We start from the raw sequence: 20,827 nt of genomic DNA on the forward strand, positions 1-20,827 counted from the left end.
GAGCATGATGCATCGGTCGCGCATGATTTGCGGCGGTGCGTCAACCGGCGCTTGCCTGCCAGCCGAGCCCGAGACTCTTCTGCACCGACACGTAGTTCTTGATCAGTTCGGCCTGTCCGGCGATCACGTTCTGCTGCGCGGCGAGCGCTTCACGTTGCGTATCGAGCAGGTCGATCATCGACGCGACACCCGCGCGATAGCGCTGGTCCATCAGCGCGCGCGAATGCACGGCCGACGTCTGCACCTTCGTCAATGCGACGACGTGCTCGCGCTGATGTCCGTAACGCTGCAACGCGGTGTTGGCATCCTGTAATGCACCGAGCACGGCCTTCTGATAATTCGCCTCCGCTTCATCGCGCGACGCTTCTGCCGCGCGTACCGCGCCACGCGTGCGTCCGAAGTCGAGAATGTTCCATTGCAGGTACGGCGCACCGACCCACGTGAAATTCTGCTTGCGGAACAGGTGGCCGGGGTCCGTCGCGCTGAAGCCGAGATCGCCGAGCAACGTCACCTTCGGAAAATAGTCGGCGACATGCTCGCCGATCTGCGCATTGCTGGACGCAAGCCGGCGTTCGGCCGCGCGAATATCGGGGCGCTGTTTCAGCAGCGTGGCCGGATCGCCGATCGCGACGCTGGCGGGCAGCGTCGGCAATGCCGCGTCCGCGGTCGACAGCGCCGCATCGAGTGCGCCCGGCGCGCGGCCCGTCAGGATCGCGAGCCGGTCGAGCGATTCGGTCACCTGGGCATCGAGCGGGATCAGCGACGCGCGCGTGTTCTCGACCTGCGTCGTCAGTCGCTCGATGTCGGCATCGGCCGCGACGCCGCGCGCGCGGCGCTGCTGCGTGAGTTCGAGCATCTGCTGCTGCAGTTGCGCGGTGCGCTTCGACAACGCAAGTCGTTGCTGCTGGTCGCGCAGGTCGACATACGCATTCGCGACTTCGGCCGCGATCGACACCTGCGTGTCGGCGAGATCGGCATCGACCGCTTCGGCCTGGGCGGATGCGGCTTCGACCGCGCGGCGCGTGCCGCCGAACAGGTCGATTTCCCAGGTCGCGTCGAAGCCCGCCGAATAGAGTTGCAGCGGCCCCGAGCCACCGAGCGACGGTGACGTGCCGCCCGATTGCTCCGAGCCGTTCGACGGCAGCAGCGAGCCGAGCGCGCTGACGTCCGGCTCGCGCATGCGGATGGCCGCGACGGTGGCCGACGATTTCGGCATCTGCGCGGCGCGCTGTTGCGAGAGCTGCGCGCGTGCCGCGCGCAAGCGGGCCTGCGCCGCGTGCAGATCGGGGTTGTACACGAGCGCGGCGACGATCAGCGCGTCGAGCTGGCGATCGTTCAGCGCATGCCACCACGCGCCCGGCGCGGGCAAGGCGGTGTCGACGCCGGTGGCCGGCGCACGCACGAAGGTCGATGCATCGGGCGCGGCGGGCGCGCCGCGGTAGTCGGGGCCGACCGTGCAGCCGGCGAGCAGGCACGCGGCCGCGCACAGGGTGAGCGCGGAGCGGCGGGGCAGGGAGAAGGGTTTCATCGCGTATGACGGGTCAATGGCCGGACGACATCGGTTGCGGCCCGCGCGGCGTTCTCAGCAGCAGCGCGAGCGGCACGCAGGCGAGCAGCGCGAGGCCCAGCAGATAGAAGGTTTCGGAATAGGTCATCACGACGGCCTGGATCTGGATCTGCTGCGCCAGCTGGCCGAGCGCGCGCAGGTTCGAATACGCGAGATCGCCGGTGTGCGCGAACCAGTTGGCCGCATAGGCCGACAGGCGATCCTGCCCGATCAGCGAGTTCGCGGTCACCGATTCGCGCAGCGCGGCCGTATGGAAGGTCGTGCGCCGGTCGATCACGGTGCCGATGATCGCGAGCCCGATCGAGCCGCCGAGGTTGCGCGCCATGTTGTAGAGTCCGGCCGCATCGCCCGAGTCTTCGCGCGCGACGGCCGCCATCGACGCCTGGTTGAGCGGCATCATCGCGAGCATCTGCGCGAGGCCGCGGATCAGTTGCGACCATACGAAATCGTGGCCCACGCTCTGTGCGGTCAGGCTGATGTCGAGCATGCAGCTCAGGCAGAACAGCAGCAGCCCCGCGATCACGAGGATGCGGAAATCGACCTTGCCGAGCAGGCGCGGCAGGATCGGCATCACGAGAAAGGCCGGCAGCCCCGACAGCAGCATGATCGCACCGGCCTGTTCCGCGTTGTAGCCGGCGACGATCGCGAGGAACTGCGGCAGCAGGTAGGACACGCCGTACAGCCCGGCGCCGACCGCGGACACGATCACGATCACGCTCGCGTAGCGCGGGTTGCGCATCAGCGACAGCCGCATGATCGGCCGCTTCGCGAAGCGCTGCGACAGCGCGATCAGGACCATCCCGACGAACGACACGATGCTCAGCGTGACGATCATCTGCGATTCGAACCAGCGTTCGCGCTGGCCTTCCTCGAGCACGACGGTCAGCGAGCTCAGGCCGATCGCGAGGCCGAAGATGCCGAGCCAGTCCGCGTTGAAGAATGCGCTCCATTGCGGGCGGTCCGACGGCAGCCCGAACACCAGCAGCGCCATCAGGAGCAGGCACACGGGCAGGTTCAGGAAGAAGCACCAGCTCCAGTTCACGTTTTCCGCGAGCCAACCGCCGAGCACGGGGCCGAACAGCGGCCCGAGCAGCACGATCAGGCCGAACAGCGTCATTCCGACCGGCAACTGCGACAACGGCAGGCGCGTGCGGATGATCGTCTGCGCGGTCGGAATCAGCGCGCCGCCGGTGAAGCCCTGGCCGATCCGGCCCGCGATCATCATCGGCAGCGAATGCGACCAGCCGCACATCATCGAGAATGCGATGAACAGCGCGGAGTTCGTCAGCAGGAAATTGCGCAGCCCGAACACGCGCGTGAGCCAGGCGGCGAGCGGGATCATCACGATTTCCGACATCAGGTAGCCGGTCGAGATCCATGTGCCTTCGGTGCCGGTCGCGCCGATTTCGCCCTGGATCTGCGGCAGCGCGGAATTCGTGATCGAGATGTCGAGCGTCGCCATCAGCGCGCCGAGCGCGCCGGCCGCGACCGCGATCCAGTCGGTCACGCTCGCGCGGCCTTCACGCGGCGGCAGGGGGATCGTGGCGGGCGTATCAGCCATGATGCTGCTCGTCGCGGGCCGAGCGCGTATCGACGTCGACCGTCACCGACAGCCCGGGCAGCAGCATGCGTTGCGCGCGGGCGTTCGCGGCGAGACGGATGCGCACCGGCACGCGCTGGACGATCTTCGTGAAGTTGCCGGTCGCGTTCTCGGGCGGCAGCAGCGCGAACTGCGCGCCGGTGCCGGGCGCGAAGCTGTCGACGACGCCGGACAGCGGGCCGTCCGGCAGCGCATCGACATGCAGCTCGACGGGCTGGCCGATGCGCATGTTGCCGATCTGCGTTTCCTTGAAGTTCGCGACGAGGTAGATCGAATCGACCGGCACGACGGTCAGCAGGCGCGTGCCGGGCTGCACGTATTGCCCGACGCGCACCGTGCGATCGCCGACGCGGCCCGCGAGCGTGCTGCGCACGATCGTGTTGTCGAGGTCGAGCTGCGCCTGCGCGGCGCTGGCCTGCGCGGCCTCGAGCTGCGCACGCGCCTGCTGAAGCTGGGCGGTGAACGATGCGATCTGCGTGCGAGCGGCGGCGATCGACGCGTTGTTCGCGGCGAGTGTCGCCGCCGCCTGGTCGCGCGTGCTTTTCAGGTCGGCCACGCGTTCGTGCGTTTCGGCGCCGGTCGCCGCGAGCGGCGCATAGCGCGTGTACTCGTCACTTGCGTGCTGCGCGTTGATGCGCGACACCTTCGCCTGCGCGTCGGCCTGCTCGAGATTCGCGCGCTGCTGGCTGATGTCGGCTTCGGCGCGCGCGATATCGGCGCGGCGGGCATCGACGGTCGCCAGCGCTTGCGCGAGCGCCACCTGGTACTGACGGACGTCGAGCCGCACGAGCGGATCGCCGGCCTTCACGGGCTGGTTGTCGCGCACGTAGACGTCGGTCACGTAGCCGGCGACCTTCGGCGCGGCGGTCATGCTGTCCGCCTGCAGGTACGCGTCGTTGGTGCTTTCGATGAAGCGGCCGACCGTCCACCAGCGGCCGAGCCAGACCGTGCCGCCGACGGCCGCGAGCACGGCGGCCACGAGCAGGATGCGCCGCCTCGTTCCGCCGTTGCCGTTGCGCGGCGTTGTTCCGTTTTCCTGACGATCTGCTTTCTGTGGCGGGTCTTGTGGCGTCGACATTCGGGATCCAAATTATTCCAAGTGGAAGAATTATTCCAGTTGATAAAATTGTGTCAAGTAGAATGTGGATCGATCGAATGACGAGGAAGGCATGAACGAAGCGAAGAAGCTGCGCCGCACGTCGGCGGGCGGCTACGCGCGCGGCGACGAGACGCGCCAGCGGATCATCGAGGCGGCGATCGAACTGTTCGGCGAACGCGGGTTCGCGGGGGCGTCGACGCGCGAGATCGCCGCGATGGCGGGCGTGAACGCGCCGGCGCTCCAGTACTACTTCGAGAACAAGGAAGGGGTGTACCGCGCGTGCGTCGAGACGATCGCCGAGCACGGCTGGCAAGTGTTCGCGCCGGCGGTCGGCCATGCGCGGGCGATGCTCGACGGCCATGCGAGCGTCGATGCGCTGATCGATGCGTTCGTCGGGCTGCTGCGCGCGCTGTCGGACCGGATGTTCACCGCGCCGAAGACGATGAACCAGCGGATGTTCTTCGCGCGCGAGCAGGGCGGCCAGGAGCCGGCGAGCGCGAGCGAGATCCTGATGACGCGCATGCGCAAGCCGCTGAACGACGTGAGCGCGGAATTGATCGGCCGCATCACGGGGCGACCGGCCGACGATCCCGTCACGCGGTTGCGCGCGCTGAGCCTGTTCGGCCAGATCACGGTGTTCCACGTCGCGCAGCGTTCGGCGCTGCAGTTGCTCGAATGGGAGGCGTTCGAAGGCGAGCGCGCGGCGCTGGTGACCGACACGATTGCCGACCAGACGCGCGTGCTGCTCGAGCAATGGCATGCGCAGCGCGATGCGGGTGCCGCCGGCGCGGAATCGGCTGCGAAGCGCGCGCAGGGTGCCGCGGCGAAACGACGTGCGGCGAAGCCGGGGGCGGTACCGCCCGCCGCGAAAAGCACGACGCGCGTGAAGAAGCCCGCCGCGCGTTGAGCGCGGCGGGTCACCGGCCGCGGGCGATCGCGATCAGCCCGGCTTGCGCTCCGCTTCGTCGGGCGATGGCGGCCGGGCTGTCGTCTCGGCGGTATTCCGCGTGTCGGGGCGCGGGTCGTTTTCCTCGCTGCCGACCGGCCGCGATCCGTCCGCATAGGCGACGACACTGCGCTGCGGATTGGCAATCCGGATTCCGCGTTCGCGGAACGTCTCCGCGATCCGTCGGTTGAATTCGCGCTGCACGCCCCAGCGCGCCGAGTCCGTACATTGCATCTGCCCGGCCAGCGCGAGCGCCGCGCCGTCGACCTGGTCGATACCCCAGTAGCTGAAGTCCGACAGGATGCCGTCGTGGTATTTCGGATCGTCGCGCAACGCGGCGCCGATTTCCTTCAGCGTCGCGATCGCGCGCTCGATGTCCTCGCCGTACGCGATGCTCACCTTGACGGCCGCGTTGCCGAGCCCGCGATTCGTGTTGTTGACGGTCGTCACCGAGCTGAACGGGATCGTGTACAGCGATCCGTCGCCGGCGCGCAGCCGCACCGTGCGGATCGACAGGTATTCGACCGTGCCCGACACGCCGGCGAGCGTGACCCAGTCGCCGACCTGCATCGCGTTCTCCATCAGCAGGAAGATCCCGGTGATGAAATCCTGCACGAGCTTCTGCGACCCGAAACCGAGCGCGACGCCGAAGATGCTGGCGCCGGCCAGCAGCGGGCCGACGTTGACGCCGAGCTCGCTGAGGCCCGTCAGCACGACGACGAGCGCGATCATCACGAACAGCAGCGAGCGCAGCATCGGCAGCAGCGTGCGCAGGCGCGCGGCGCGCACCAGGTTGCCTTCGCGCGTCCAGCGCTGCAGCCGGCGCTCGATCGCGATGTTGGCTGCCTCCCACACGACGAGCGCGACGATCGCCGCGATCGCGATCGTCACCAGCGCGGACGCGAGCCGGTGGCCGATCGTGCCCGTCTCGAACGCGCGGAAGATCGGCACGCCCCAGATCTGCAGCAGCAGCACGACGGTCACGACGCCGATCGCCCCCGACACGATCTGGCGCAGCAGCGGGTAGTAGCGGTACGCGTGCAGATGAACGAGCGTGCGGTCGTCGTCGCGGCGCTGGAACAGCCGCGCGAGCGCGCCGAACACGACGATTGACACCATCCGCATCGCGATCATCACGGCGATCGAGCGGCCGCCGAGCGTGATCAGCACGCGATAGCCGTTGTGGACGTCGAGCGCCCACACGAACCACAGTGCCATCACGACGAAGACCGACACGGGCGCCCACGCGTCCGCGAGCGCGTTGCCGACGACCGTGAAGGCCGGACGATCCGCGCCGGCGGCACGAATCCGTGCCGCGACCGGCCGGCGACACTGCAGGATCAGCACCGAAATCATCACGTGCCCGACGAGGGCGACGGCCTTCAGCAGCGCGACATGGCCGGCTTCGCTCAGGCCGAAGTTCGCGGCGATCTCGACGGCCGCCGTGCACGCGCCGACCACGATCACGATCCGTGCGATCGAGCGTTGCACGAAATCGGCCCATGCGTCGCTGATATGCAGCAGCCGCAACTGCCGCGCATCGGGCTGGAAGAACAGCCGGCTGACGATCGTGATGAGCCGGCAGATCACGTAGGTGTCGATCAACGCTTCGAGCGCGGCTTCGATCGGCGTGTCTGCTTCGACGAGCAACGACATCGTCAGGCTCGCGACGCCGACGAACACGAGTAGCGGCACCGCGCGCAGCGCGAGACTGACGAGTGCGCGCGGCATCCGCTGCAGCAGCGTGGTGTGCCGGCGGGCGTGGCCTCGGCTTTGCGAGGATGCGGGGTGGCGCCTGCGGTGTCCGGGGCTGCGGTGTCGGGTGGGGTGGACGTATCGGGCGGCGGCGTGGGGGCCGCGTCCGGTGCGGCGGAATCGGACGCGGTGTGCTGCGACGTGTCGGCGCGGCGCGCGGCGACTGCCGCCAGCGCGCGTCGCAGCAGCCGCTTCGCGAGCCATTCGACGACGAGCGCTGGCAGGAGTACCGCCACGAGGATGCCGAGCGTGCGCGTGAGATCCGCACGCTGGTCGGCGCTGACGAGCTTGTCGTGCCACCAGCTTCCCACCGAACCGATATCGAGCAGCGAGCGCAGCGATTCCTGCAGCGCGTTGCCGATCTGAGTGGCCCAGCGCGATCCCTGGCGGACGAGCATCGAGGCGAGCCCGTTCGACGTGAGCGCGGCCGGCGCCGCGGCGGCCGATGCGCCGCTGGCCGCAGGCGCTGCGCTTGCCGGCACGGCGGGTGCGCTCAATGCGCCGACGGCCGCGATTGCGCGCAGCGTCGTTTCGACTTGCGCGCGATCGCGCGGGTTTTCGAGCACGTTCAGTGCCTGCCGCGCCTCTTGTGGCGTCAGTGTGGGCGCGGCGCCGGAGGCAGCCGACGCGGCGGCCGGAGCGGGAGCGGCCGCGTGGGCGGCCGAGACGACGGCGGCGAGCAGCCAGCCGAGGAGGATATGTCGCATGGAGTGGGCATGCGGGTGCGTCTCGTCACGCGGCCCGCGAGGCTGAATGATGGACGGAAGTTAACATGATTGCGATCGCGACCGAATAGTTCCGTCGCCGGCTATTCGGATCAGGCATGAGCGACGCGACGCAGGCGTCCCGTGTTCCCGATCGTAAGGCGTCTGTAACGCGTGCTTTCCGATGCCGATGGGCGAAGCGTCACCCGATGAGCGTTCGTCCGGTCTCGTTCCACGCTGGCATCACGTCAGGTGAATTCGGATTCCTATGAATCAGGCCGGATCGTCGTGAAATGCCGGCAAGACGTGCGCCGCGATTTCTTCGATGACGTCGCGCACGGGCCGGTCCGATCCGGGGTTCAGCGTGACATGGTGCGTTCCCGCCGTGCGCATGTCCCGCAGGATATCGGCCAACGCATGGCGCCCGGTTGCATAACCGAGCGGCAGCGCGGTGGCGGGCGTATCGGGATGTGCGGCGAGGTCGAGCCGCATCGATACGCCGAACGCGCGAAATTGCGGCGACGCGAGCCGGTCGACCGCCGCGCGCCACATCGAATAGCGGGCGCGCTGCGTATCCGGATCGCGGTGATAGGTCATCCAGCCGATCGAATGGCGGGCAATCCAGTCGACGCTCTGTCCGCCCGAGCCGACCGCAAGCATCGGCACCGCGTCGCCGTCGCGCGGCAGCAGCGTGAATTCGGGCGCATCGGGCGGCGCCTGGTCGGGCAGCACGCGCGACGGCGCGCCGAGCGCGGCCGCGACGACGTCCCAGTGCGCGCGATAGCGGTCGCGCCGGGTTTCCGCGTCGACGCCGAACGCCGCATATTCGGGCGGCCGGTCGCCGGAGCCGAGCCCGAGGATGAAGCGTCCGCCCGACAGCGTCGCGACCGACAGCGCGCCTTTCGCGATATGCAACGGATGGCGCAGCGGCAATACGATCGCGCCGCTGGCGAGCGCGATCCGGCGGGTGCGCGACGCCAGTGCGCCGAGCAGCACCCACGGGTCGAGATGGCCGACCGGGTCCGGATAGTCGGCGCTGTTCAGCGGCACGTCGCGAATCCACAGCGCGCGAAAGCCGAGCGAATCGGCCAGTGCCGCGAGTTCGAGTTGTTCGTCGAAGTCCGCGACGATATGGCCGCTGCGAAGCAGCGGAAGGGTGAGGCCGATCGACAGCCGCCCGTCAGCAAAGACACGCTGCGCGACGTCGGGGCGGGCGGGAACGGTTGGGGGCATGGCGAATCCTTGAAGGCGAGGCAGGGCGAACGCACAGTGTTCCGTGTCCGAATGCTAGCGTGTTTGCGCGATGCCCGAGCGGGACGGCGCCGCGCTGCGCTAAACGACCTGCGGCGTCGTGCCACGCAACACGAGCCCCCGCGTGACGCCACGCGTCGCGATGCGCGGTGGTCGCGGTCGGTGCCGTAGAACGGCATGCGTGTGCGAAGCGACGGCGAGTGTGATCACGGCGAGGGTGGGTTCGGGGCGGGCGGCGGCGAGCCGCGGGAAAGGGCAAGGCCGGCGCACGCATCCGGTCGAGGCGCGTCGCCAGCTGTGAGGCGATTGTAAGGCGACTGCCCGTCCCACGCAGAGCCGACGCGACGATGCCAATTGGTCTGGCGGCGCGTTTCAGTTTCGAAACGTTCGCGCTTTCTGACGGGGTGCGATGGCTACCCGCGGCCCGGCATGTGCCCGCGAGGCCTTGCGGCGTGAAGCATGGTGCGCTCCTTGCATGGTTGTATGGGCCGTGAGCGCGATCGCGGGTGTTGTCGACCCGGCAATCGCTTCAGTGGGTCGGATGTATCGGAGACGGGGACAAGAGAATGAAAAAAGACCGAAACGCAACGCAGCGTGTTGCAAACATGAATCGCCGACCTGCCCGGGTATTCGCTTCGCCATTGATTGCGGCGACGTGAGCGAGCGGCTTTCCGTTCCATCCGAGCAATCGGGTTCGTTCTGAACGACGACGTGCAGCCGTGACGCACGAGGCCGACCCGTGCCGGTCGGCCGTCGGGGATGCACCACGAACGCGGCGGATGGCCCCTGGCCTGGATCCCGGAATCGTCATGCCATGGCGCAACGCATGGCGCCGCGCGGCGAATGCGTTTGCATGCCGCGCATCGTGTCGGCGTGACGAGCCAGCGGCACAGGACCGGGCCGGGACAGCCGGTGACGCGCCGATGTGCGCGGCAGCGAGGAACACGTGGAGTCCGGGGAGCGTCCGTCGATCGCGGCATGACGGACGTCGCAACATTGTGCTGTCAGTTGATCCACTACCCCGATGGATCAATTGTTGAAGCGCCCGTCGCCGAGCGGCGACGGGCGTCTTTTTGCGTGCGACGGCTTGCCGTGGCGGCGGCCCGCCCGATCGCACGGCGTTCTGTATCATGTGCTGGCGTGCCTGGCTGCCCGTGCGGGCGCACGGCCTGCCGGCGCGACCGATCACGTTGCCAACATGAACGACAAAGCCTTGCCCGATCCCTCCCTCGCCGACGCCGATCCGGCCGCGCTCGATGCGCTGCAGACCTTCGTCGAGCGTCATCCGCGCCTGCTCGTGCTGACCGGCGCGGGCATCAGCACCGATTCCGGCATTCCCGGTTATCGCGACCGCAACGGCCAATGGATGCGCTCGCCGCCGATCCAGCTCCAGGAATTCCTCGGTTCCGATGCCGCGCGGCGCCGCTACTGGGCGCGCAGCATGATCGGCTGGCCGGTCGTCGGCCGCGCGCGGCCGAACGGGTCGCATGTCGCGCTGGCGCGGCTCGGCGACGCAGGGCGAATCGAGCGCCTCGTCACGCAGAACGTCGACGGCCTGCATCAGCGCGCGGGCAGCGACGACGTGATCGAACTGCACGGCGGCATCAACGGCGTGACCTGCCTCGAATGCGGCGCGCATCACGCGCGGGCGACGATTCAGACCGTGCTCGAAGCCGACAATTCCGAACTGCTGGGCGCGCAGGCCGAGCCCGCCGCGGACGGCGACGCGCATCTGGAATGGGCCGCGCTCGATACGTTCCGCGTTCCGGCGTGCCCCGCGTGCGGCGGCTTGCTGAAGCCTGCGGTGGTGTTCTTCGGCGAGAACGTGCCGCGCGAGCGCGTGGCGCTGGCGTCGCAGGCGCTCGATGCGGCCGACGCGCTGCTCGTCGTCGGCTCGTCGCTGATGGTGTATTCCGGTTACCGCTTCTGCGTGTGGGCGCAGGCGCAGCACAAGCCGGTTGCCGCACTCAATCTCGGCCATACGCGCGCCGACCCGATGCTGACGCTGAAGGTCGAGGCGCACTGCGCGCCCGCGCTCGACGCACTCGTGGCGCGGCTGGGGCTCGGGCGCAACAGCGCCAGCACCAGCGACACGACGGAGCATGCATCGTGACCGGCGCCGCTGCTTCGCCCGATCCGTCCGAGCGGCTGTCCGCGCCGGCGGCCGAACGCAATCGCGGGCCGATCCTCGACGTGCTGCGCCGTGTGCTGCCGGCGAGCGGCAGCGTGCTCGAAATCGCGAGCGGCACCGGGCAGCACGTCGTTCACTTCGCGCAAGCGTTGCCGGGCCTGCACTGGCAGCCGAGCGATCCCGATGCGCAGGCGCGGCGTTCGATCGCCGCGTGGGTCGCGCATGCGGGCCTCGCGAACGTCGCCGGGCCGCTGGCGTTCGACGTGCGCGACGCGCCGTGGCCGGTCGCGGCGCTCGACGCGATCGTCTGCATCAACATGATCCATATCTCGCCGTGGGCCTGTACCGACGCGCTGTTCGCGGGCGCGTCGCGCGTGCTGCGTCCGGGCGGCGTGCTGTTCCTGTACGGTCCGTACCGTCGCGAAGGCCGGCATACGGCGCCGTCGAACGAAGCGTTCGACCGGCAGTTGCGCAGCCGCGACCCGTCGTGGGGCGTGCGCGATCTCGAAACCGTGGTCGCGCTCGGGCTCGACCTCGGCCTCGACTGCAGCGAGGTCGTCGAGATGCCGGCGAACAACCTGAGCGTCGTGTTCCGGCGCCTGCCGCACGCGGAGCAATGACACGCAAGCGGGCAGCGCGGCCGGGTTTCCTCTATCCTTTCGCCTGTGCGCGCGGCCCGGCTCGGGTCGCGCCCCGTTTTTTCCGGAGAATTGACTAATGGGCAAACAAGCAATCGGTGTGATCGGGCTCGCGGTGATGGGCCGCAATCTCGCACTCAATATCGAGAGCCGCGGTTACGCGGTGTCGGTGTTCAACCGCAGCCGCGAGAAAACCGACGAACTGATCGCCGAATTCCCCGGCCGCAATCTCGTGCCGACCTATACGCTCGAGGAATTCGTCGCGTCGCTCGAAACGCCGCGCCGGATCCTGATGATGGTGAAGGCCGGGGAAGCGACCGATGCGACGATCGCCTCGCTCAAGCCGCTGCTCGAGAAGGGCGACGTGCTGATCGACGGCGGCAACACGCATTTCACCGACACGATCCGCCGCAACCAGGAACTCGCGCAGTCGGGCCTGCATTTCATCGGCACCGGCGTGTCGGGCGGCGAAGAGGGCGCACTGCGTGGCCCGTCGATCATGCCTGGCGGCCAGCGCGACGCGTACGATCTCGTCGAGCCGATCCTCAAGCAGATCGCCGCGAAGGCGCCGTCGGACGGCGAGCCGTGCGTCGCGTACATGGGTCCGGACGGTGCGGGCCACTACGTGAAGATGGTCCACAACGGCATCGAATACGGCGACATGCAACTGATCGCCGAGAGCTATTCGGTGCTGAAGGACGTCGCGGGCCTGACCAACGACGAACTCGGCGCGGTGTACACCGAATGGAACCAGGGCGAGCTCGACAGCTACCTGATCGAGATCACGTCGAAGATCTTCGGCAAGAAGGACGAAGAAACCGGCAAGCACCTCGTCGACGTGATCCTCGATCGCGCCGCGCAGAAGGGCACCGGCAAGTGGACGAGCCAGAACGCGCTGGATCTCGGCGTGCCGCTGCCGCTGATCACGGAGTCGGTGTTCGCCCGCGTGCTGTCGTCGCTGAAGACGGAGCGCGTCGCGGCCAGCAAGATCCTGTCGGGCCCGGCCGCCGCGCCGTTCGACGGCGATCGCGCCGCGTTCGTCGAAGCGGTGCGCCGCGCGCTGTACCTGAGCAAGGTGATCTCGTACGCGCAGGGCTTCGCGCAACTGCGCACGGCGTCGGAAGAATACGGCTGGAACCTCGATCTCGGGACGATCGCGAAGATCTTCCGCGCGGGCTGCATCATCCGCGCGCGCTTCCTGCAGAAGATCACCGACGCGTATGCGAAGGATCCGGCGCTCGCGAACCTGCTGCTCGACCCGTACTTCAAGGACATCGCCGCGAACTACCAGACGGCGCTGCGCGATGTGGTGGTGGCCGCGGTGAAGGCCGGCGTGCCGGTCCCGGCGTTCGCATCGGCGGTCGCGTACTTCGACAGCTACCGTTCCGAGCGGCTGCCGGCGAACCTCGTGCAGGCGCAGCGCGACTTCTTCGGCGCGCACACGTTCGAGCGCACCGACAAGCCGGGCAGCTTCCACGCGAACTGGTCGTAACCGGCTGGGCGAGGCGGCATTGTTGCGAAAATCTATTCTTTGAATAGGGTTTTTCTATCCCGGATGCCGACATTGTTGGCTCCGGGGAAACAGTGTTTTCGTTCTTTCATGGTTTTCCCTAGGTGCTGCCGGGACTAAACTCTGTTCCATCGCTGCAGACATGGTGTGTGCGGCGAAGCAAAAAAATCCCGGAGGTAATCATGAAATCGCTGATCGCAACGTTCGCTGCTGCTGCTGTCCTCGCCGTCCCCGCCGTCTCGTTCGCCCAACAGAACGCGCCCGTCACCCGTGCCCAGGTGAAGGCCGAACTGGTTCAGCTGCAACAGGCTGGCTACAAGCTGGGCAGCGACCGGACCAACTACCCGGAAGGCATCCAGGCTGCTGAAGCGCGCGTAAACCCGCAACAGAACGTCGCCGCTGCCGATACGACCGGCTACGGTGCGCAACCGGCCGCCGGCCAGGAATCGGGCGCCCCGGCTGCGGCCAAGACCGGCTGGCAAGTCAAGCGCGTCTCGGACGGCGCACCGGTCTACAAGGGTCGTTAATGGTACGGCCGCGCTGGCGACCGCATCCGACCCCCTGTAGTACGAAGCCCGTTGTTCCGCTATGCGGAACAACGGGCTTTTTCATTGGCGGCGCGCCAAGCGCCGGCGTTCAGTGCAGCGGGCGTCGGCCGCGCCCGATATCGCGGAACAGCGCTTCGGCCGGCTCCAGTACCTGCAGCCACGTTTCGTCGTAACCGCTCAGCGTGTCGAGCGCGTCGCGCAGCCGTTCGATCGCGAGGACCGGCAGCTCGACGCTGTGGCGCGTGGCGCCGGTCAGGTGCGTGACGCTCGCCAGCTGAACGAGCGCGTCGGCCGCTTCGGCGACGTCGGTCGCGAACAACAGGTGCCGGTTGAGCAATTCGACCAGACCGCTGGAACCGGCGAAATCGTCGGCGTCGAGCTGCACGGAGAGAAACGTCGCGTTATTCATTGTCATGCTCCTCGTTGTCGTTGGATCGCGCTGCGCATCACCGAGTATAGGCGGCGATCGAAGCGGACAATATGACGGGGCCGATACGGCAGGCGCGGCGACCGCGCCCGTGAACTCCCCAAAGCGCCCGCCTGGCACGGCTCGCCGGCGATTGGCGTGCCCAGGCGACGCCGCAAGATTGTTTCCGGCCCGGGCAACTGTCGGGGCCTTGACCGCGACAAATGGTATCTTTGCCGATCGGAACGACGCGAAAAAGGGGCCGGTGAGCTCATTCGCGCCGATGTTCCGCTGTGGAAACTGACGGCCGCGCGAGCGGTCGGATACTGGTTGATCCGGCCGTCGGGCCGGACATCGTGCGTCGCGCGCCGGGGGGCGGCGGGCGGCGCGACGACGCAAATCCGGGAGGACCCTTGAGAGAAACTATTCCCATCCACGACGCGCTCACGCGCTGGCTGCCGCAGGCGGCGCTCGTTGCCGCGGCCATCGCGCTGACGGGCTGCACGATGACGCCGTGGACCGACAGCTGGCAACCCGCGCGCCAATCGGCGCCCACGTCGGCCGCGACGCCGGGCGTGATTGCCGGCTATTACCGCGTGAACCCGGGCGATACGCTGGCGGGCATCGCGAACGCCTACGGGCAGCGCGTGCAGGACGTGGCCAGCTGGAACCACATGGCGCCCACGGACGCCGTGTCGCCGGGCCAGGTCCTGCGGGTCGCGCCGCCGCCGGCGGCGACCTCGTACGGGCAGCCGCCCGCGGCAGCCGCCCAGCCGGGTTCGCTCGCATGGCCGGCCACGGGCGTCGTGGCGACACCGTTCTCGGCCGGCAAGACGCGCGGCCTCGTGATCGCCGCATCCGGGCCCGACCATTCGGTGCGGGCCGCGGCAAACGGGCGGGTGGTGTACGCCGGCTCCGGCGTCAAGGCGTACGGTCCGCTCGTGATCCTGAAGCACGACAACGGGCTCATCACGGCCTACGGGCACAACGGCAAGCTGCTCGTCAACGAAGGCGACGCGGTGCGCCAGGGCCAGCCGGTCGCCGAAATGGGCACTGACGCGAGCGGTCGTTCGACGTTCGAGTTCGAAGTCCGCCAGAACGGCAAGGTCGTCGATCCGATGAACTTCCTGCCGCGCAACGGCGGCTGATCGTTGTCAGCGCCACGTGTGCGCCGGGCGGCGCACACGTTCCCGCTCACTTCATTTTTTCACCTTCATCCTTCCTTAAGCGTCGCGCTGCCAGACTGTCTCGCATGATTGCCGAGCCAGCGAATGCCCAGTGCGACCGCCGCCGCGCCGAGCGCGATCAGCGAACACTGGATCGCGACGGGCAGGTAGCCGTGCGGACGCGGATCGACGAACGGGTAGGGATACCAGTCCTCCACCGCGCCGCGCACCAGCGTATAGCCGAGATAGACGACCGGAAAGCCGAGCCACGCGAACGCACTGCGGCGCGGAATCGGCGAGCGCGGTTCGACGTACAGCCAGTCGCACAGCATCACGAGCGGCACGATCCGGTGCAGTACCCAGTTGTTGAACGCCGGCGTGACGTGGCGCACCGCATCGAGCCGCGCGAGCAGGAGTTCGTAGACGATCGCGGTGATCAGCACGTACAGCACCGCCGCGCCGCGCATCGATTCGTAGCGCGGCGAGCCGGGGCGCGCGATGCGCCACAGCCCCGCGGCCAGCATCGCGGCCGCGTAGAGGCTGCTCAGTTGCGTGAAGTAGCTGAGGTAGTTGCCGAGATGGAAGGTCGGCAGGCACCAGTAGTCGGCGACGCTGTGCAGCGTGGTGGACACCGCGAGCAATGCGGCGATCAGCCGATAGGCTGCAACGAAGAACGCTTTGCTCATGATGCCCGCGCGCCGTCGCACCAAAGCTTCATCGTGCCACAGCCGCCCGGGCGCGCGATGCGGATTTTCCATAGGCGGACCGCGTGCGGCGCGCGTCGACGATTCGTCGGATATTTGATCGCGCCGTGCAAAACCGGCCGCCCCTGCGGCTACAATCGTCACAGCCTTGCCGGGCGCGGCCGGTTGCAGCTGGCGCCCCCTCCCCGCATACAACACGAGACGAAGCATGAAAAACATCCTCGCGAAACAGACGCGCTACAGCTCGCCCGCGATCTTCTTCCACTGGGCCATCTTCCTGCTGGTCGCGCTGGCCTACCTGGCCATCGAGATTCGCGGACCGAAGGGTAGCGACAGCCGGGCGTTCTGGATGAACGTGCATCTGATGGCCGGGACGTTCGTCCTCGTGCTGTCGGTGCTGCGCGTGCTGTGGCGGGTCGTCAGCCGCGTGCCGGAAGCGATTCCGCAAGCCACGCTGCTGCGCTGGCTGTCTAAGCTCGCGCATGTCGCGCTCTACGTGTTCATCATCGCGCAGCCGCTGCTCGGCATCATGATGGTCAACATGGGCGGCAAGCCGGTGTCGCTCGACTGGCTCGGCGTGTCGTTCACGCTGTTCGGCCCCGACAAGGCGCTGCGGCCGACGATCAAGGAAGCGCACGAGCTGATCGGCAACGCGTTCTATTTCGTGATCGGCCTGCATGCGCTGGCCGCGCTCTACCATCACTTCATCCGGCGCGACGACGTGCTGCGGCGCATGGCGCCCTGATCGTCCGGCTCCGGACGCGCACGGAAGGCGAGGGCGCATGGTTGTGTTGACAACCATGCGCCCTCGCTTCGTTTACCGTCGCCCGCACTGGCCATCGCGTTGAACATTCTGTAACATCTCGGCTGCTTTTACATTCCGCTTACTCGTCGCCGCACATGCTGCACCGACATCGTCACCTGACTGCCTGGCTTGGCCTGCTCGCGATCTGGATCGCGATCGCGGCGCCGCTGGTGTCGCAGTGGCGTATCGCGCAGGCGGCCGTGCCCGAGGCGATCGTCTGTAGTACCGAGCATGGTGCGCATCGTTCGTCGGATATGGGCGGCATGCACGATCATGCGCTGCATCTCGACGCGTGCGGCTACTGCGGCTTCTTCGCTCATAGCCCGGCCATCGGCGCGCCTGCCGCCACGTCGGTCGCCTTCATTCCCGTCGTTTCCGTTTCCGCCGTCGCGTCGCCTGCCGTCGCGGCGCGCGGCGACCGCTATCCGCGCGCCTATCCGCGCGCACCGCCCGAGCGCGCCTGACGCGTTTCCCGCCGTTCCTATTTTCCGCCGATATCCGTGCGGCCCGTCGCGGCCGCGTGGAGGGCGTCACTCGGGCTTTCGATCATGACCAATTTCCTGTTGCGTGCGCCGCGGGCGCCACGCAATGCCGGTGCGCGGCCTCTGCCGCGCGTACTGAAACTCACCGTTCCTGCGCTGGCTGTCGGCGCGCTGGCCGCTAGCGCTGCCGCAGCCGAAACCACGCCGGCGGCCGGTGCGCCGTCGGGCGATGCGGCGATGCTGTTGCCGCCCGTCGAAGTCGTCGCGTCGCCGCTGTCGACGCCGCTCGTCGTCGTCACCGATCCGAAGGCGCCGCGCCAGCCGCTGCCCGCCAGCGACGGCGCCGATTACCTGAAGACGATTCCCGGCTTCACGTCGATCCGCAGCGGCGGCACGAACGGCGATCCCGTGCTGCGCGGGATGTTCGGTTCGCGGCTGAACATCCTGGCGAACGGAATGCCGACGCTCGGCGCGTGTCCGAACCGGATGGATGCGCCGACCTCGTACATCGCGCCGGAAAGCTATGACAATGTCACCGTCGTGAAAGGGCCGCAGACCGTGCTGTACGGTTCGGGCGCGTCGGCCGGCACCGTGCTGTTCGAGCGCGTGACGCCGCGTTTCGAGCGCCCCGGCATGCGCTTCGACGGCAGTCTCGTCGGCGGGTCGTTCGGCCGCAACGACCAGAACATCGACCTGACCGCCGGCACGCCTGATGCCTATGGCCGCGTGACCGCGAACCACGCGCATTCGCAGGACTACAAGGACGGCAACGGCAACACCGTGCCGTCGCAGTGGGACAAATGGAACGCCGATGCGGCGCTCGGCTGGACGCCCGACGACCATACGCGACTCGAGCTGACCGCCGGCACCGGCGACGGCTATGCGCGCTACGCGGGTCGCGGGATGGACGGCGCGCATTTCCGCCGCGAGACGTTCGGCCTGTCGTTCGACAAGCGGCATCTCGGCGACGTGCTCGACCGGATCGAGGCGCGCGTGTACTACAACGAAGCCGATCACGTGATGGACAACACTACGTTGCGGCAGCCCGACCCGACGAGCAGCATGCCGATGCGCATGGCCGCGGACGTACGGCGCCGCACGGTCGGCGCGCGTGCCGCCGCGACGTTCCGCTTCGGCGACGACTTCAAGCTCGTCACGGGCGTCGATGCGCAATCGAACCGGCTCGATTCGCGTGCGTCGATGGGGCAGCAGAACTACCGCGACCAGCCGTGGGATGCGCAGGCGGCCATGTGGAACGCGGGCGTGTTCAGCGAGCTGACGTGGTATGCGAGCGACGTCTCGCGTGTGATCGGCGGCGCGCGCATCGACTATGCGAGCGCACGCGACAAGCGCGCGATGAAGAGCGGGATGATGACGAGCAAGCCGAACCCGACTTTCGACGACGATCGGACGAAGGTGCTGCCGAGCGGCTTCGTGCGCTACGAGCGCGATCTCGCGTCGCTACCCGTCACGTGGTACGCGGGGATCGGCCACGCGGAGCGTTATCCGGACTACTGGGAACTGTTCTCCGCGACGCGCGGGCCGGCCGGTTCGGTCAATGCGTTCTCGGCGGTGCAGCCGGAGAAGACCACCCAGCTCGATATCGGCGCGCAATACAAGAGCGACCGGTTCGATGCATGGGTGTCGGCGTACGCGGGCTACGTCCAGGACTTCATCCTGTTCAACTATGCGGCCGGCATGATGGGCCCGACCACGCAGGCAACCAACGTCAACGCGCAGATCATGGGCGGCGAAGCCGGCGTGTCGTGGCGGCCGGTCGCGCCGCTGCGCGTCGAGATGTCGCTCGCGTATGCGTGGGGGCGCAACGTGGCGAGCGGCGATCCGCTGCCGCAGATGCCGCCGCTCGAAGCGCGCATTGGCCTCGAATACACGCGCGGCGCGTGGTCGGCGGGCGGCCTGTGGCGCATCGTTGCGCCGCAGCATCGCTACGCGCTGAACGAGGGCAACGTGGTCGGCAAGGACTTCGGCCCGAGCGCCGGATTCGGCGTGCTGTCGCTGCATACGCAATACAACGTCAGCAAGACCGTGCAGATCTCGGTCGGCGTCGACAACGTACTGAACAAGGCTTACACCGAGCATCTGAACCTCGCCGGCAACGCGGGTTTCGGCTATCCGGCGAACGCGCCGGTGATGGAGCCGGGGCGTACCGCGTGGATGCGCGTGAGCGCGAAGCTGTAGCCTGCAGCGCGTGTGTGCATCGCAGCATGCGCGCGCTTGAGTGCCGCACCGCCCGAACGGGCGGCGCGCGTCAACCGATTAGAGAACCGTATCTAGTCGGGGCGCAAACGTTCACGAGTCGTGCTTCACTCCCGCTTCGACACCCGCCGTGCGCGCGATGCGGCGTGCGTGTCGATCCGGTGTCATTCGCACCGGCAGCACAATAATCAGGAGAACATGCATGGTCAGATCGATGCGTTCCAGGGTAATGGCAGGGGCAGTGGCATGCGCGATGAGCGTCGCGCCGTTCGCGGGGACGACCGCGCTGATGACGCTCGCGACGACGCACACGGCGATGGCGGCAACCGCGCCCGCCGACAACTATGCGGCGACGCGCTATCCGATCATTCTCGTGCACGGGCTGACCGGCACCGACAAGTACGCGGGCGTACTCGAGTACTGGTACGGCATCCAGGAAAACCTGCAGCAGCATGGCGCGACCGTCTACGTCGCGAATCTGTCGGGCTTCCAGAGCGACGACGGCCCGAACGGGCGCGGCGAACAGCTGCTGGCCTACGTGAAGACGGTGCTCGCCGCGACCGGTGCGACCAAGGTCAATCTCGTCGGTCACAGCCAGGGCGGGCTGACGTCGCGCTATGTCGCGGCCGTCGCGCCCGATCTCGTCGCGTCGGTGACGACGATCGGCACGCCGCATCGCGGCTCCGAGTTCGCCGACTTCGTGCAGGGCGTGCTCGCATACGATCCGACCGGCTTGTCGTCGACGGTGATCGCCGCGTTCGTCAATGTGTTCGGTATCCTGACGAGCAGCAGCCACAACACGAACCAGGACGCCCTCGCCGCACTGAAGACGCTGACGACCGCGCAGGCCGCCACCTACAACCAGAACTATCCGAGCGCGGGCCTCGGCGCCCCCGGAAGCTGCCAGACCGGCGCGCCGACGGAAACCGTCGGCGGCAACACGCATCTGCTGTATTCATGGGCCGGCACGGCGATCCAGCCGACGTTTTCCGCGCTCGGCGTGACGGGCGCGACGGACACGAGCACGATTCCGCTCGTCGATCCGGCGAACGTGCTCGACCTGTCGACACTCGCGCTGCTTGGCACGGGCACGGTGATGATCAACCGCGCCTCGGGCCAGAACGACGGACTCGTGTCGAAGTGCAGCGCGCTGTACGGCAAGGTGCTGAGCACGAGTTACAAGTGGAACCACATCGACGAGATCAACCAGTTGCTCGGTGTGCGCGGCGCCTATGCGGAAGATCCGGTTGCGGTGATCCGCACGCATGCGAACCGCTTGAAGCTTGCGGGCGTGTGAT

General features: G+C 68.0%; 16 protein-coding genes and 1 pseudogene. 10 read left to right on the top strand and 7 right to left on the bottom strand.

What is annotated here, in order from left to right:
* Positions 1 to 40 precede the first annotated feature (40 nt).
* The 3 genes from SY91_RS17875 to SY91_RS17885 are packed head-to-tail and all read right to left on the bottom strand — an operon-like array spanning position 41 to position 4,245.
* A complete protein-coding gene (locus SY91_RS17875; protein ID WP_185921288.1) occupies positions 41 to 1,528 on the bottom strand; it encodes an efflux transporter outer membrane subunit in 1,488 nt (495 codons plus the stop codon).
* A gap of 13 nt (positions 1,529 to 1,541) precedes the next feature.
* Entirely contained in the window at positions 1,542 to 3,128 is a 1,587-nt protein-coding gene (locus SY91_RS17880; RefSeq protein WP_023474442.1) for an MDR family MFS transporter, read from the bottom strand.
* Complete coding sequence (locus SY91_RS17885; protein WP_023474443.1) at positions 3,121 to 4,245, bottom strand: HlyD family secretion protein; 1,125 nt, start codon at positions 4,243 to 4,245, stop codon at positions 3,121 to 3,123. Before SY91_RS17885 ends, SY91_RS17880 begins: the two co-directional genes overlap by 8 nt.
* A gap of 91 nt (positions 4,246 to 4,336) precedes the next feature.
* Here SY91_RS17885 and SY91_RS17890 point away from each other — a divergent pair, with 91 nt between their 5' ends.
* Positions 4,337 to 5,173: a CerR family C-terminal domain-containing protein gene (locus tag SY91_RS17890; RefSeq protein ID WP_034175292.1), complete on the top strand. Its 837-nt coding sequence runs from the start codon at positions 4,337 to 4,339 to the stop codon at positions 5,171 to 5,173.
* A gap of 33 nt (positions 5,174 to 5,206) precedes the next feature.
* On the opposite strand, the pseudogene SY91_RS17895 reads toward SY91_RS17890, so the two are convergent.
* Positions 5,207 to 7,674 (bottom strand): annotated as a pseudogene (locus SY91_RS17895) (mechanosensitive ion channel family protein).
* A 270-nt stretch (positions 7,675 to 7,944) separates the two neighbouring features.
* Positions 7,945 to 8,904: an LLM class oxidoreductase gene (locus SY91_RS17900; protein ID WP_011548127.1), complete on the bottom strand. Its 960-nt coding sequence runs from the start codon at positions 8,902 to 8,904 to the stop codon at positions 7,945 to 7,947.
* A 1,216-nt stretch (positions 8,905 to 10,120) separates the two neighbouring features.
* On the opposite strand from SY91_RS17900, the gene SY91_RS17905 reads away from it, so the two are divergent.
* From SY91_RS17905 to SY91_RS17920, 4 genes are all read left to right on the top strand, one after another.
* Positions 10,121 to 11,035, top strand: a complete 915-nt coding sequence (locus SY91_RS17905; RefSeq protein ID WP_043886335.1) for an NAD-dependent protein deacetylase — start codon at positions 10,121 to 10,123, stop codon at positions 11,033 to 11,035.
* Positions 11,032 to 11,673 (top strand): DUF938 domain-containing protein, encoded by a 642-nt coding sequence (locus SY91_RS17910; RefSeq protein WP_006479383.1) that lies wholly within the window; start codon positions 11,032 to 11,034, stop codon positions 11,671 to 11,673. Before SY91_RS17905 ends, SY91_RS17910 begins: the two co-directional genes overlap by 4 nt.
* 97 nt (positions 11,674 to 11,770) lie before the next feature.
* Positions 11,771 to 13,183: an NADP-dependent phosphogluconate dehydrogenase gene (gene gndA / locus SY91_RS17915; RefSeq protein WP_006479382.1), complete on the top strand. Its 1,413-nt coding sequence runs from the start codon at positions 11,771 to 11,773 to the stop codon at positions 13,181 to 13,183.
* A gap of 200 nt (positions 13,184 to 13,383) precedes the next feature.
* Positions 13,384 to 13,728, top strand: a complete 345-nt coding sequence (locus SY91_RS17920) for a DUF4148 domain-containing protein (protein ID WP_011548125.1) — start codon at positions 13,384 to 13,386, stop codon at positions 13,726 to 13,728.
* A 109-nt stretch (positions 13,729 to 13,837) separates the two neighbouring features.
* Here the strand turns inward: SY91_RS17920 and SY91_RS17925 are convergent, their stop codons facing one another.
* On the bottom strand, positions 13,838 to 14,158 hold the full coding sequence (locus SY91_RS17925; RefSeq protein WP_011694691.1) for a hypothetical protein: 321 nt from the start codon (positions 14,156 to 14,158) through the stop codon (positions 13,838 to 13,840).
* Positions 14,159 to 14,568: 410 nt separating this feature from the next.
* On the opposite strand from SY91_RS17925, the gene SY91_RS17930 reads away from it, so the two are divergent.
* A complete protein-coding gene (locus SY91_RS17930; RefSeq protein ID WP_023474446.1) occupies positions 14,569 to 15,303 on the top strand; it encodes a peptidoglycan DD-metalloendopeptidase family protein in 735 nt (244 codons plus the stop codon).
* A 65-nt stretch (positions 15,304 to 15,368) separates the two neighbouring features.
* On the opposite strand, the gene SY91_RS17935 is transcribed toward SY91_RS17930, so the two are convergent.
* Positions 15,369 to 16,007, bottom strand: coding sequence for a Pr6Pr family membrane protein (locus SY91_RS17935; protein ID WP_043886336.1), 639 nt, complete (start codon positions 16,005 to 16,007; stop codon positions 15,369 to 15,371).
* A gap of 226 nt (positions 16,008 to 16,233) precedes the next feature.
* On the opposite strand from SY91_RS17935, the gene SY91_RS17940 reads away from it, so the two are divergent.
* The 4 genes from SY91_RS17940 to SY91_RS17955 all read left to right on the top strand — a co-directional run bounded on the left by SY91_RS17940 (position 16,234) and on the right by SY91_RS17955 (position 20,826).
* Positions 16,234 to 16,770 carry a cytochrome b gene (locus SY91_RS17940; protein ID WP_006479377.1) on the top strand — a complete coding sequence of 179 codons (537 nt, stop codon included), beginning with the start codon at positions 16,234 to 16,236 and terminating at the stop codon, positions 16,768 to 16,770.
* 155 nt (positions 16,771 to 16,925) lie between these two features.
* A complete protein-coding gene (locus tag SY91_RS17945) occupies positions 16,926 to 17,294 on the top strand; it encodes a DUF2946 domain-containing protein (RefSeq protein ID WP_023474448.1) in 369 nt (122 codons plus the stop codon).
* An 84-nt stretch (positions 17,295 to 17,378) separates the two neighbouring features.
* Positions 17,379 to 19,511 (top strand): TonB-dependent copper receptor, encoded by a 2,133-nt coding sequence (locus SY91_RS17950; RefSeq protein WP_043886331.1) that lies wholly within the window; start codon positions 17,379 to 17,381, stop codon positions 19,509 to 19,511.
* 220 nt (positions 19,512 to 19,731) lie between these two features.
* Positions 19,732 to 20,826, top strand: a complete 1,095-nt coding sequence (locus tag SY91_RS17955) for a triacylglycerol lipase (RefSeq protein WP_043886332.1) — start codon at positions 19,732 to 19,734, stop codon at positions 20,824 to 20,826.
* Position 20,827 lies beyond the last annotated feature (1 nt).

Origin of the sequence: Burkholderia cenocepacia, from assembly GCF_014211915.1 — a bacterium.
In the GTDB taxonomy this organism is placed as follows: domain Bacteria; phylum Pseudomonadota; class Gammaproteobacteria; order Burkholderiales; family Burkholderiaceae; genus Burkholderia; species Burkholderia orbicola.